A 13,523-nucleotide genomic window follows, 5' to 3' on the forward strand; every position below is an offset into this window, starting at 1 on the left:
CCCCCCGCGGCGGGGGGCCCCCGGCCCCCCGGGGGGGGGCGGGGGGGGGTGGGGGGGGCCGCCCCGGCGGGCTCGCTTCGCTCGCCTGTTCGCTAATCATGATGGCCGTTCAGACCGCCTTCGCCTCGTCGCGCAGCTTCCGGACGAGCTCGTCCACGTCCGCGACCTTCACGCCGCCCTTGCGCGCGGGCGGCGCCACGAGCTTCCTCACGATCACCTTCGGCGTGAGGTCCACCCCGAGCGACGCGGCCGGGATCTCCCGGACCTCCTTCTTCTTCGCCTTCATGATCCCGGGGAGCGACGCGAACCGCGGCTTGTTGAGCCTGAGGTCGGTCGTGACGACCGTCGGGAGCCGGACCTCGAGCGTCTCGACGCCCCCGTCGACCTCGCGCACGACGGTGACGCGCGTGCCGTCGGCGGACACGGCGAGCCCCGGCAGCCGCTTCTGCTCCGCCTCGCTCTCGAGGCTCTCGCTCTTCGAGGCGAACGTCGCCTGCCCGACCCCGAGCCGCTCCGCGAGGTACTGGCCGGCCTGGTTCTGGTCGTCGTCGATCGACTGCTTCCCGAGGATCACGAGGTCGGGCTTCTCCTGCTCGAACACCCTCGCGAGGATGGCGGAGACGACGGCCGGGTCGAGGGGGCCCTCGTGCCGGACGAGGACGCCGCGGTCGGCCCCCATCGCGAGCGCGGCGCGGATCTCGGTCACCGACCGCTCCCCGCCGATGGAGACGACGACCACCTCGCCCCCGTGCCGCTCCCTGAGCCGCAGCGCCTCCTCGACGGCGATCTCGTCGAAGGGGTTCATCTTGTAGTTCACGCCGTCCGTCACGATCCCCGTGCCGTCCGGCTTGACCTGGATCCTCGACTCCGGGTCCTCGACCCGCTTCGCGGTGACCAGCAGCTTCAGCGGCATGCCATCCTCCCTCGCGAGCGACCGACCACCGCGACTGTACGCACCGGCGCGGCGCGGGCGCGATGCCTGGCGAGGGCCCGGTGGCTGGCGCTTTTTGCCAGTCGGCGTGGGGGCGCTGTACCATCGAGGGCCACCCCGAAGCGGCCCGAGAGCGATGCAAAAGCACACCGTCTCGATGCATTTCGTCGGCGCCGCCGTCGCCGGACTCTCCGGCGACGCGCGCGCGCGGGTGCTGGCGTCCGCCGGCATCCCCGCGGACCTCCTCGCCACGGCCCACGCGCGGGTGCCGGCGGAGTCCTTCTCTGCCCTGTGGCTCGCCGTGAACCGCGAGCTCGACGACGAGTTCTTCGGGCTCGACCGCCGGCGGATGAAGTGCGGCAGCTTCGCCCTGCTGTGCCACGCCGTCCTGCACGCCGGGACGCTCGACCGGGCGCTGCGGCGGATGCTGAGGGGGTTCGGGGTGTTCCTGGACGACGTCCGCGCGGAGCTGCGCGTGGAGGGGCGGGACGCGGTCGTCGCCGTGACGAACGGCATCGAGGCCGCGCACGCCCGGCGCTTCGCGGACGAGACGTTCCTCATCATGGTCCACGGGCTGATGTGCTGGCTGGCGGGCCGGCGGATCCCGCTCACGATGGCGGAGTTCGCGCACCCGCGGCCCCCCTACGCGCAGGAGTACACGGTCATGTACTCGCAGGCGCTGCGGTTCGACGCGGAGCGCACGGGGATCCGCTTCGACGCGCAGCTCCTCGCGCTGCCCATCCGGCAGAACGCGACCAGCCTGAAGACGTTCCTGCGCACGGCGCCGCAGTCCGTGTTCCTCAAGTACACGAACGAGGACAGCTGGACGGCGCGGCTTCGTCGGCGGCTGCGCAGGAGCATCGGCCAGATCGAGTGGCCGCGGCTCGAGGACGTCGCGCGCGAGTTCCACGTCGCACCGACGACGCTCCGCCGGCGGCTCGACGCGGAGGGGACGAGCTACCAGGGGATCAAGGACGAGCTGCGGCGCGACGCGGCCGTCCATCACCTGTGCGGCTCCCGCCTGAGCGTCGCCGAGATCGCCGCCACGCTCGGCTTCCAGGAGACGAGCGCGTTCCACCGCGCGTTCAAGCGCTGGAGCGGCGTGCAGCCCGGTGAGTACCGCAGGCGGCAGGCGGAGCTCGCGCCGCGCCGGCCGGACGACGCCGCGCCCCTGTCCGCCTCGGCGCGCGGCTGATCCGCCCGGCACCCCGCCGCGCGGCCGTCAGAACTGGTCGTCCTCGAGGGCGAGCAGCGCGTCGGCGTCGGAGACGACGGTCCGCGCGAGCCCGGCCGCGCGCACGAGCACGTGATCGGCGTAGAAGCGCGCGGTCGACACCTTGGCGCGGAGGAAGCCGGCCTCGCCCCGCCCCGCCCCGAGGTGCCGGTGCGCGGCGAGCGCGGCGCGGGCCATCTGCCACCCGCCGGCGACGGTGCCGAAGAGCTCGAGGAACGGCACGGCGCCGACCGCGGCGCGGCGCACGTCCGGGCCGAAGGTGGCGACGACGAACTGCACCGCCTGCTCGAGGGCCGTGACGCCGTCCCTGAGCCGCGCCGCGATGGCGGAGAGCGCCTCGCTCCTCTCCTGATCGAGCTGCGCCACCACCTCGCGCATCTCGTCCATCACCCGGCGGATCGTCTCTCCCCCGTCTCGGGCCACCTTCCGGCCGATGAGATCGATGGCCTGGATGCCGTTGGTGCCCTCGTAGATCGAGGTGATCCGGGCGTCGCGGAAGAACTGCGCCGCGCCGGTCTCCTCGATGAAGCCCATGCCGCCGTGGACCTGGATCCCGAGCGACGCGATGTCGATCGCGTGATCGGTGCTCCACGCCTTCACGATCGGGATCATGAGCTCGACGAACGCCTGGCTGCGCGCGCGCTGCTCCGCCTCGGGGTGGCAGCGCGCCGTATCCATCGCCGCCGCGGTGACGCACGCGATGGCGCGCATCGCCTCGGTCCGCGACTTCATGAGCAGGAGCATCCGGCGGACGTCCGGGTGGCGGAGGATCGCCACCTTCTCCTTGCTCCGCGTGCCGAGCTCCGTCCCCTGGAGCCGCTCGCGCGCGTAGGCGAGCGCGACCTGGTAGGCGCGCTCCGCGAGGCCGACCCCCTCGAGGCCGACCGAGAACCGGGCCGCGTTCATGGTGATGAACATGTACTCGAGGCCGCGGTTCTCCTCGCCGACGAGCCACCCGACCGCGCCCCCCTGGTCGCCGAAGGCGAGGACTGCCGTCGGGCTCGCGTGAATGCCGAGCTTGTGCTCGAGCGACACGCAGCGGACGTCGTTCCGCGCGCCGAGGCCGCCGTCGTCGTTCACGAGGAACTTCGGCACGACGAACAGCGAGATCCCCTTGACGCCCTCGGGGGCGTCGGGCGTCCGGGCGAGGACGAGGTGGATGATGTTCTCGGTGAGGTCGTGCTCGCCGTAGGTGATGAAGATCTTCTGCCCCTCGAGGCGGTAGCTGCCGTCCGGCTGCCGCACCGCGCGCGTGCGCACCGCCGAGAGATCCGAGCCCGCCTGCGGCTCGGTGAGCACCATCGTACCGGCCCACTCGCCCGAGGTGAGCTTCGGCAGGTATCTACGCTTCAGCTCCTCCGAGCCCTTCAGCTCGAGCGCCTCGATGGCGCCCCGGGTGAGCATGGGGCAGAGCGCGAACGAGACGTTCGCCGCGTTCCACATCTCCTCGACGAGCGCCGACACGAGCCGCGGGACCCCCTGGCCGCCGTACTCGGGGCTGCACGAGAGGGCGTTCCAGCCCCCGTCCACGAACTTGCCGTACGCGTCGCGCCAGCCGGTCGCGGTGACGACCTCGCCGCCCTCGACGCGCGCACCTTCGCGGTCGCCCACGGCGTTGAGGGGCGAGAGGACTCCGGCGGCGAACTTCCCGGCCTCCGTGAGGATCGCCTCCGCCAGCTCGAGGTTCACGTCGCCGCAGCCCGGGAGGCGGGCCACCTCCTCGAGCGGGGCGAGCTCGCGCAGGACGAACTGCATGTCGCGGAGGGGTGCGCTGTATTCCTTCATGAGGTACCTCGAGCAGCCGGTAGAGCGAGCGTTCGATGGGGAAACGGTCGGTCAGCCTTCAATCGCCATAACAGGAGCCGTGCTTCGTCACATGTTGCGCCGGTACTGTCCGCCCACCTCGAAGAGCGCGGTCGTGATCTGGCCGAGCGAGCACACCCGGACCGCGTCCATGAGCACCTCGAAGACGTTGCGGCCCTCGAGGACGGCCTGCCTCAGCCGGCGCAGCGCGAGCGGCGCCTCGTCCGCGTGGCGCGCGTGGAAGTCTCGCAGCCGGTCGAGCTGGGAGCGCTTCTCCTCCTCCGTCGAGCGCGCCAGCTCGATGTGGTCGGGGACCGGGTCGCCGTGCGGGTTGCGGAAGGTGTTCACGCCGACGATCGGGTACTCGCCGGTGTGCTTGAGCATCTCGTAGTGCATGCTCTCTTCCTGGATCCGGCTGCGCTGGTAGCCGGTCTCCATCGCGCCGAGCACGCCGCCGCGATCCGCGAGCCGCTCGAACTCGGCGAGCACCGCCTCCTCGACGAGCTCCGTCAGCTCGTCGATCACGAACGCGCCCTGGTTCGGGTTCTCGTTCTTCGCGAGTCCCCACTCACGGTTGATGATGAGCTGGATCGCCATCGCGCGGCGGACGCTCTCCTCCGTGGGCGTGGTGATCGCCTCGTCGTAGGCGTTCGTGTGGAGGGAGTTGCAGTTGTCGTAGATCGCGACGAGGGCCTGGAGCGTCGTGCGGATGTCGTTGAACGCGATCTCCTGCGCGTGCAGCGACCGGCCCGAGGTCTGGATGTGGTACTTCAGCTTCTGGCTGCGCTCGTTCGCGCCGTACCGATCGCGCATCGCCACCGCCCAGATGCGGCGCGCCACGCGGCCGAGCACCGTGTACTCCGGGTCCATGCCGTTGCTGAAGAAGAAGCTCAGGTTCGGCGCGAACTCGTCGATGCGCATGCCGCGCGCGAGGTAGGCCTCGACGAACGTGAACCCGTTCGCGAGCGTGAACGCGAGCTGGCTGATCGGGTTCGCCCCCGCCTCGGCGATGTGGTACCCGCTGATGCTGACCGAGTAGAAGTTGCGCACCTGGTGGCGGACGAAGTACTCGGCGATGTCGCCCATCACCTTCAGGCTGAACTCCGTCGAGAAGATGCAGGTGTTCTGGCCCTGATCCTCCTTGAGGATGTCGGCCTGCACCGTCCCGCGCACGCTCGAGAGCGCGCAGGCGCGGAGCTCCGCCGCCTCGGCCTCGGTCGGCTCCCGCCCGCGCTCGACCACGAACTTCTCGACCTGCTGGTCGACGGCGGTGTTCATGAACATCGCCAGGATCGCGGGCGCCGGGCCGTTGATCGTCATCGAGACCGACGTCGCGGGGTCGCAGAGGTCGAACCCCGAGTACAGCACCTTCATGTCGTCGAGCGTCGCGATCGAGACGCCGGAGTTCCCGATCTTGCCGTAGATGTCGGGGCGCGCGTCCGGGTCGCAGCCGTACAAGGTCACCGAGTCGAAGGCCGTGGAGAGCCGCTTCGCCGGCATGCCCTCGGAGACGAGCTTGAAGCGCCGGTTGGTCCGGAACGCGTCGCCCTCCCCCGCGAACATGCGGGTCGGGTCCTCGTTCTCGCGCTTGAACGGGAAGGTGCCCGCCGTGTACGGGAACGCGCCGGGCACGTTCTCCAGCATGAGCCACGCGAGCCGCTCGCCGTCGTCCTCGAACCGGGGCAGGACCACCTTCCGGATCCTGGTGCCGGAGAGGGAGGTGTGCACGAGCCGCGTCCGCACCTCGCGGTCGCGGATCTTCATGACGTATTCGTCGCCCGCGTAGGCGTCCACGAGCTCGGGCCAGCTCGCGAGCAGCGCCTTCGCGGCGGGCTCGAGGCGGGCCTCGCGCGCCTGCGCGAGCGGCTCGAGCGCCTCGGCGGGCGCCGGCCGCGCCGGGTCGGCCGCGAGCACCATGCGCTGCGCCGCGCGGAGCTGCTGCACCTCCCGCGCGAGCGCCGCCTGCTCGCGGGCGCGGCGCTTGTGGCCGCGGACGCCGTCCGCGATCTCGGCGAGGTAGCGCACGCGCCCGGCCGGCACGAGCGGGGTCTGGTGGGTGCTGTGGCGCGTCGTGACCGCCGGGAGCCGGCCCTCGCGGACCGGGAGGCCCAGCTCGCGCAGGCGCGGGCGCAGCGCGTGGTACAGCGCGGTGACGCCGTCGTCGTTGAAGCGGCTCGCGATGGTCCCGAACACCGGCATCGCGTCGAGCGGCCGGTCGAACGCTCCGCGGTTCCGCTGCACCTGCTTCGAGACGTCGCGCAGCGCGTCGGCCGCGCCCCGGCGGTCGAACTTGTTGATGGCGACGAGCTCGGCGAAGTCGAGCATGTCGATCTTCTCGAGCTGGCTCGCCGCGCCGAACTCCGGGGTCATGACGTACAGCGGCACGTCGACGAGCGGCGCGATCGCGGCGTCGCCCTGGCCGATGCCGGGGGTCTCGACGATGACGAGATCGAACCCGGCGACCTTCGCGGCGGCGACGACGTCCGGCAGCGCCCGGCTCACCTCGGCGCCGGTGTCCCGCGTGGCGAGGCTCCGGAAGTAGACGCGCGGGCCTCGCGCCCACGGGCCGATGGCGTTCATGCGGATGCGATCGCCGAGGAGCGCGCCGCCGCTCTTCCGCCGCGACGGGTCGATGCTGATGACGGCGATCCGGAGCGCGTCGTCCTGGTCGAGGCGCAGCCGCCGGATGAGCTCGTCGGTGAGGCTCGACTTGCCGGCGCCGCCCGTGCCGGTGACGCCGACGGTCGGGACGCGCCGGCTGCGCGACTGCGCGTGGAGCGCCATGACGAGCTTCGGGTCCGCGTCGCCGTTCTCGAGGGCCGTGATGAGCCGCGCGAGGGCTCGCCACGCGGCGTCGCCGTGGCCCGTGATCGCCTCGAGCGTCCGCGGGGCGAGCGGCGACGGAGCGACGTCGCACTGCTTCACGATCTCGCCGATCATCCCGGCCAGCCCCATGCGCTGGCCGTCCTCGGGGCTGTAGATCCGCCCGACGCCGTAGGCGTGCAGCTCCCGGATCTCCGCGGGCACGATGACGCCACCGCCGCCCCCGAACACCTGGATGTCCTCGCCGCCGCGCTGCCGGAGCGAGTCGACCACGTACTTGAAGAACTCGAGGTGGCCGCCCTGGTACGAGCTGATGGCGATCCCCTGCGCGTCCTCGTGCAGGGCCGCCGTGACGATCTCGTCGACCGAGCGGTTGTGGCCGAGGTGGATGACCTCGGCTCCCTCGTCCATGAGGATCCGCCGCACGATGTTGATCGCGGCGTCGTGGCCGTCGAACAGCGCGGCGGCGCTGACGATCCGGACCTTGTGCCTCGGCCGCTCCTCGGCGACGGGCGCGACCTCGCCGGACGCGATGCTCACGGGTTCGCCTTCAGCTCGGGGAAGTCTTCCTCGAAGAACTCCCGCTCGCCGCGCGCCGCGGGAGACTCGTGGCGCTGCTTCTCGAGCCGGCTCAGCTCGGTGCGGCGGATCTTCCCGGAGATGGTCTTCGGGAGCTCCGCGATCTCGATCCGGCGGACGCGCTTGTAGGGGGCGAGCACGGCCCGGATGTGCTGGAAGATCGAGAGCGCCAGCTCCCGGCTGGGCTCGTAGCCGTCGCGCAGCACGACGAACGCCTTCGGGACGCTGAGGCGGCGCGGATCGGGGCTCGGGACGACCGCCGCCTCCGCGATGGCGTCGTGCTCGATCAGCGCGCTCTCGAGCTCGAACGGGCTGATGCGGTAGTCGGACGACTTGAACACGTCGTCCATCCGGCCGACGTACGTGTAGTAGCCCTCGTCGTCCACGGAGGCGACGTCGCCGCAGTGGTAGTGGCCGTTGCGCAGCAGGTGTGCCGTCTTGGCGGGGTCGTCACTGTAGCCGCTCATGAGCCCGACGGGGCGCTCCTCGAGCGAGAGGCAGATCTCGCCCTCGCGCGCGGGCTGCTCCGCGTCGCCGAGCAGCGCGACCCGGTAGCCCGGCAACGGCCGCCCCATCGACCCGGGCTTCACCTTCTGCCCGGGCGAGTTGCCGATCTGGCAGGTGGTCTCGGTCTGGCCGTAGCCGTCGCGGATGACGATGCCCCACGCCTTCTTGACCTGCTCGATAACCTCGGGGTTGAGCGGCTCGCCCGCGCCGACGAGCTCGCGGAGCTTCACCGGGTACCTCTCGAGGTCCTCCTGGATCAGCATCCGCCACACGGTCGGCGGGGCGCACAGGGAGGTGACGCCGCAGCGCCCGACGACGTCGAGCATCGCCTTCGCGTTGAAGCGCGCGTAGTTGTAGATGAACACCGTCGCGCCTGCGTTCCACGGCGCGAAGAGGTTGCTCCAGGCGTGCTTCGCCCACCCCGGCGAGCTGACGTTGTAGTGCACGTCGCCCGGCATCAGGCCGATCCAGTACATGGTCGAGAGGTGACCGACTGGATAGCTCGTGTGCGTGTGGAGCACGAGCTTCGGCTTCGCCGTCGTGCCGGAGGTGAAGTAGAGGAGCAGCGGATCGCCGGCGGCCGTGGGCCCGTCCGGCGTGAACTCCGCCGCCACGGCGCGGGCGCTGTCGTAGGTCGTCCAGCCCGAGCGCTCGCGCCCGACGACGATGCGCGTGTAGTCGCCGGGGAGCGCGTCGAACTTGCCGGCGTCCGCCTCTCCGACGATCACGTGCCGCACCTTGCCGCGCTCGAACCGGTCCTTCAGGTCGTCGGTGGTGAGGAGGGTCGTGGCCGGGATGATCACCGCGCCGAGCTTCATGCAGGCGAGCATGACCTCCCAGAGCGGGACCACGTTCCCGAGCATCATGAGGACCGCGTCACCCCGGCGGACGCCCTTCGCGCGGAGGAAGTTCGCGACCTGGGCCGAGCGCAGGGAGAGCTCGGCGAAGGAGAGCTTCACCTCGTGGCCGCCCTCGTCGACGATCCAGAGCGCGGGGCGGTCGTTCCCTCTCGCCATCTCGTCGAAGTAGTCGAGGGCCCAGTTGAACCGCTCGAGCCTCGGCCACCGGAAGTTCCGGTAGGCCTGCTCGTAGTCGGTCCGGTGGGCGAGGAGGAAGTCTCGCGCTTCGAGGAAGGGCCGTGACGGGCTCATCATGGACGCACCTCGGTCGGTCGGGTGTGGACGCGTCTGCGACTGTACGCGGCGGCGACGCCGGGCGGCGATGCCCGAGCCGGCCGGGGCGGCTGGCTGTTTTTGCCACACCCCACGTGGTGCCGCTCCCCTGTCGGCGGGGCATGACGAAAGCGCAGCCCGCCGCCGTCCGCTCGTACGTCCATGGGCCGGGCCACCGGGCCCCCGGGCCCCCGGGCCTCATGGCGACCTGCGATGCGGCTCGCCGGTAGTGGCCACATGATCCGCACGGAATGACGACCCGGCGCGCTCGACGGCGTTCGCTCGTCCGCATCGAGGACGGGGCGCTCCCCTCGCCGCTCTTCTCGCGCCTCGCGCGCTCGGTGCGTGCGCTCGGGACCGAGAACCTGGACCGCACCTACCAGACGACCTTCTGGTTCGACCTCCGCGCGCCGGCCGCGCTGCCGGAGGAGGCGATCCTCTCGCTGCGCGAGCGCCTCCGCGTGCGCGCGGTCGCCGGCGTCGAGTGGTGGCTCTCCCGCATGCGCACGAGCGACGTCCAGGTGGACTTCCACCGGGACCGCGACGAGGCCCTGTTCCGCCGGACCGGGCGGATCGCGCACCCGGCGATCTCCTCCGTCCTGTTCCTGAACCGCTGCCGCGGCGGGCTCCTCGCCGTCGTGGACGCCCCGCCGAACGACGCGAACCCGGCGTGCGCGCCGGATGCGCTCGATGCCGACCTCGTGAGGCCCCGGCCGAACCGCCTCGCGGTCTTCGCCGGCGACGCGACCCACGGCGTGCTCGACGCGAACGACGACATCCCGTGCCGCCGGCTGCCCGCGCCGATGCCGCTGCGCCTCGCGCTCGTCATGAACTGGTGGAAGCGCCGGCCCGAGCACGTGCCGCGGTTCGCGGACTCGAGGAGGTATGGGACGCTGCGGATCGGGAGCGGCGCGCCATCCCGAGGCGGCGATAGGACCGTCCCGTCGTCGCCTCATCCTGAGCGGGCCCTCGACGTCGACCTCCGGAGGCGCTGAAGCAGGACGCGGTCCTTCCTCACGGCGTGCCGCGCGGCGCGTCCCCCCGGCTCGCGCCCACGGCCGCGGCGATGTCTCGGGCCAGCGCCCCGATCGCCCTGCTCAGCGCCGCCACCGTGGCAGCGACCCCCGGCGCGGCGCCGCGCTCGCGCGCGGTCGTGACCCCCTGCTTCGCGAGGGCGCCACCCCTGCGCACGGCCCATCGCGCCTCGAGGACGGCGCTCCCGTCCGGCTCGCCTTCGAACCGCAGCACCTCGACGGAGACCGACCACTCCGGCGAGGCGCTCACCGGCCAGGGCCACCCGAGCACCTCGCGCGCAGGGACGGCCGCTCGGAGATCCTCGGCGAGCACGCCCGTGAAGAGGACGTCGAGCGGAGCGGCCCACCGATCGGCGCTCGCCACCTCGACGCGCGCGGGTCCGGCACGCGTCACGATCTCCGGCCGGTCGAGGTATGCGGGCAGCCGCACCGGGCCGACGCCGAGCACGGGCATCGGCGGGCGGGTCGAGCCCGGTGCGCTCGCCTCGGCCTCGAGGACGTACCAGCGGGCCGGCTCGGATCGCGGCCCGAGCGTCAGGCATCCGGCGACCAGCGCGAGCGGCGCCGCGAGGGCGAGCGCGATCGCCCTTCTCATCGCCGGTCCTCCGCGCGGCCTCGGACGAGCGCGCTCGGATCGCGGTCGAGCCTCTCCGCGAGGTTGCGCAGCGTCCGGCTGGTGCTCTGGAGCTCGGCGAGCGTCCTCGTGAGCTGCCACGCGAGCGGCGAGGCGGGATCGACGAGCTCGTCCACGTGCCGGACGGCGGACTCCGCGCTCTCGAGGGTCGTGCGGAGCTGGACGACCGCGGCGCGCGTGTCGGCGGTGAGCGGCGGCACGCCGGCCTCGATCGAGCGCGCCGCCCGCCCCACGGACGCGATCGCGGCGTCCGCGGCTCGGAGCGTGCTCGGCACCCCCGCGACGGCGGCGTCGACGCCTCCGGCGGTGCGCTCGAACGAGCGCGCGGCGCGGCGAAGGTCGGCGACGAGCCCGTCGAGATCCAGGGCCTGGAGCTTCGTGAGGAGCTTCGAGGCGTCCGCCTGGAGCGCGGCCAGCCCGGGCTCGGAGTAGACCGGGATCTCCGGGTACGGGAGCCGGAGCGGTGACGGCTTCGCGGGCGGCGCCTCGGGCAGGATGTCGAGGGTGACGTAGCGGCGGTTCGAGAGGTAGCTCTCGAGCGCGAGCCGCGCGCGGAGGCCGTGGTCGATCAGCGTGCGCATGGCGCGCTGGTCCGAGAGGTCGATCTCCCCGCCGATCTCCCGGATCCGCGTCTGGTTGAGCTCGATCACGACCGGCATGCGCAGCTCGCGCAGGGGCTCCGTCGCGGAACCCATCGAGAGGTGGATGCTCGTGACGCGTCCCACGGGGACCCCGCGGAACTTCACCGGTGCGTCCAGCTCCAGGCCCGCGAGGTCCTCGGAGAAGACCACCACGAACTGGACCCGGTGCTGGAGGACACGACCGGCCCCGAGGTACACCGCCGCGACGACGCCGAGCGCGACGGCCGCGATCACGAACGCGCCGACCAACTTCGGATCCCACCTCCGTGGCATGAGACCTCCTTCACGGACCGGCGACGCTCCCTGCGAAGAACGCCCGGACCGGCGCCGGCCCGCGCTCGCGCAGCTCCGACGGCGGACCCTCCGCGATCGCCCGCTGGGCCTCTCCGTCGAGGAACAGCGCCCGCGTCCCGATCCCGAGGATCGTCGCGACGTCATGGGTGACGACGACGGCGGTCGTGCCGAGCGCGCCGCGCAGCTGCAGGATGAGCCCGTCGAGCCGCCGCGCGGTCGGCGGGTCGAGGCTCGCCGAGGGCTCGTCGATGAGGAGGATCTCCGGGTCGAGCGAGATCGCGCGGGCGAGCCCGGCGCGCTTCTGCATCCCCCCCGACAGCTCCCACGGGTAGTACTCCTCGAAGCCGCGCAGGCCGACGAGCGAGAGCTTGAGCCGCACGACGGCGCGAACGCTCGACGCGCCCAGCGAGGTGAACTGCTCGAGGGGCAGCGCGACGTTCTCGGCGAGCGTCATGGACGTCCAGAGGGCGCTCCCCTGGAACAGGACGCCGACGCGCCGGAGGATGCGCTCCCGCTCGTCCGGGGGAGCGCTCGTGAAGCTCTCGTCGCCGTAGCGGACCTCGCCGGCGGCGGGCTCCTGGAGGCCGAGGAGGTGGCGGAGCAGCGTGGTCTTCCCGCAGCCGCTCGCGCCCATCACGACGAAGATCTCGCCGCGACGGACCGTGAAGTCGAGATCGCGGATGACCACGCGCTCGCCGAACCCCATCGTGAGCCCGCGCACGCTGATGACGTCGTCCGCCACGTTCACCACCCGAACAGGAAGAACACGTACTGGTAGACGCCACACGCGGCGATGATCGCGACGATGCCCGTCACGACCGCCTGGGTCGCCGCGTCGCCCACCCGCGCTGCGCTGCGCTCCGCCTGCATGCCCCGGTGCGTGGCCGTGAGCGCGATGAGGAGCCCGTAGGTCGCGCCCTTCACGAGTCCGCCGACGAGGTCCCCCGCCGTGACGGCGAGCGCCGTCTGCCGCACGTAGCCGCTGAAGGGCTGGTGCAGCATCGTCGTGCCGACCACGGCGCCCCCCAGGATGCCGGTCGCGTCCGCGAAGAGCGTCAGGAAAGGCGTCATCGCCGTGAGGGCGAGGACGCGGGGAACGACCAGGAACTCCACCGGCGAGAAGCCGAACGTCCGCAGCGCGTCGATCTCCTGGGTCACCTTCATCGTGGCGATCTGCGCTGCGAACGCCCCGCCGCTCCGCCCCGACAGCGTGACGCCGGTGATGAGGGCGGCCATGTCGCGGACGACGGCGATCCCGACGATGTCCGCGACGTAGGTCTCCGCACCGAAGAACCGGAGCTGCGTGATCCCGACGAAGGCGAGGATGATCCCCACGAGGAAGTTCACGAGCACGACGATCGGGAGCGCCTCGGCGCCGGACTGCTGAACGAGGAGCCACAGGTCCTGGGGGCGATAGCGTCCACGGCCTCTCCCGAACCTTCCGAGCGCGAGCGCGGTGTCGCCGATGAACGCGACTGCGCCCAGCAGCTTCACGTGCCGCTTCAGGGCCCGCACGCCCACGCGCTCGATGCCGCTCGGGCTCGGCGCCGTCCGTTCCTCGGGGACGGCGGTCTCCTGCGCGAGCTCGAGGAGCCGGCCGACCTCGGCCGGGAGGCCGCGCGCGTCCACTGGAATTCCGCGGGAGCGACAGCCGTCGAGGACGGCACCGACGAACACCACGAGGGCGCTGTCCCATGCGGCGAGGCCGGCCCCATCGATCGTGACCCTCGGTGGGCGGGGGCGGTCCAGCTCGCGCTCGACGTCCTTCACGCGCGGCAGCCCATCCGCGAGCCGCCAGGTTCCACCGAGTCGGATGAACAGCGTCGCGTCGTCGGTGCGGCGCACGTCGACCGTTGCACCAGACAACGTCG

The 13,523-nt window shown here is 72.2% G+C and carries 10 protein-coding genes; 2 read left to right on the forward strand and 8 right to left on the reverse strand.

The genetic code is table 11. The annotated features are described in order from the left end of the window. Positions 1-109 precede the first annotated feature (109 nt). The gene (locus tag MNY62_RS04115) at positions 110-913 is read right to left on the reverse strand and encodes an electron transfer flavoprotein subunit beta/FixA family protein (protein ID WP_279426212.1); all 804 of its coding nucleotides are present in this window, start codon (positions 911-913) and stop codon (positions 110-112) included. Between the two features lie 154 nt (positions 914-1,067). Between MNY62_RS04115 and MNY62_RS04120 the strand changes: the two genes are divergently transcribed. Next, entirely contained in the window at positions 1,068-2,126 is a 1,059-nt protein-coding gene (locus MNY62_RS04120; RefSeq protein ID WP_242342831.1) for an AraC family transcriptional regulator, read from the forward strand. Positions 2,127-2,153: 27 nt separating this feature from the next. On the opposite strand, the gene MNY62_RS04125 is transcribed toward MNY62_RS04120, so the two are convergent. From MNY62_RS04125 to MNY62_RS04135, 3 genes are all read right to left on the reverse strand, one after another. Beyond that, positions 2,154-3,950, reverse strand: a complete 1,797-nt coding sequence (locus MNY62_RS04125) for an acyl-CoA dehydrogenase (protein WP_242342832.1) — start codon at positions 3,948-3,950, stop codon at positions 2,154-2,156. Between the two features lie 87 nt (positions 3,951-4,037). Next, positions 4,038-7,325: a fused isobutyryl-CoA mutase/GTPase IcmF gene (gene icmF, locus MNY62_RS04130; protein ID WP_408628816.1), complete on the reverse strand. Its 3,288-nt coding sequence runs from the start codon at positions 7,323-7,325 to the stop codon at positions 4,038-4,040. 2 nt (positions 7,326-7,327) lie between these two features. Then, complete coding sequence (locus MNY62_RS04135) at positions 7,328-9,031, reverse strand: AMP-binding protein (RefSeq protein WP_242342834.1); 1,704 nt, start codon at positions 9,029-9,031, stop codon at positions 7,328-7,330. A 269-nt stretch (positions 9,032-9,300) separates the two neighbouring features. On the opposite strand from MNY62_RS04135, the gene MNY62_RS04140 reads away from it, so the two are divergent. Further along, complete coding sequence (locus tag MNY62_RS04140; protein ID WP_242342835.1) at positions 9,301-10,044, forward strand: hypothetical protein; 744 nt, start codon at positions 9,301-9,303, stop codon at positions 10,042-10,044. Between the two features lie 19 nt (positions 10,045-10,063). Here the strand turns inward: MNY62_RS04140 and MNY62_RS04145 are convergent, their stop codons facing one another. From MNY62_RS04145 to MNY62_RS04160, 4 genes are read right to left on the reverse strand one after another with little or no spacing between them, the layout of a single operon-like run. Then, complete coding sequence (locus tag MNY62_RS04145; protein WP_242342836.1) at positions 10,064-10,678, reverse strand: PqiC family protein; 615 nt, start codon at positions 10,676-10,678, stop codon at positions 10,064-10,066. Beyond that, complete coding sequence (locus MNY62_RS04150; RefSeq protein WP_242342837.1) at positions 10,675-11,631, reverse strand: MlaD family protein; 957 nt, start codon at positions 11,629-11,631, stop codon at positions 10,675-10,677. The genes MNY62_RS04145 and MNY62_RS04150 overlap by 4 nt, the downstream gene beginning before the upstream one ends. A gap of 10 nt (positions 11,632-11,641) precedes the next feature. Next, entirely contained in the window at positions 11,642-12,394 is a 753-nt protein-coding gene (locus tag MNY62_RS04155) for an ABC transporter ATP-binding protein (protein ID WP_242342838.1), read from the reverse strand. A 2-nt stretch (positions 12,395-12,396) separates the two neighbouring features. Continuing rightward, entirely contained in the window at positions 12,397-13,497 is a 1,101-nt protein-coding gene (locus MNY62_RS04160; protein WP_242342839.1) for an ABC transporter permease, read from the reverse strand. Positions 13,498-13,523: the final 26 nt, after the last annotated feature.

Origin of the sequence: Anaeromyxobacter terrae, assembly GCF_022690685.1 — a bacterium.
GTDB lineage: Bacteria > Myxococcota > Myxococcia > Myxococcales > Anaeromyxobacteraceae > Anaeromyxobacter > Anaeromyxobacter terrae.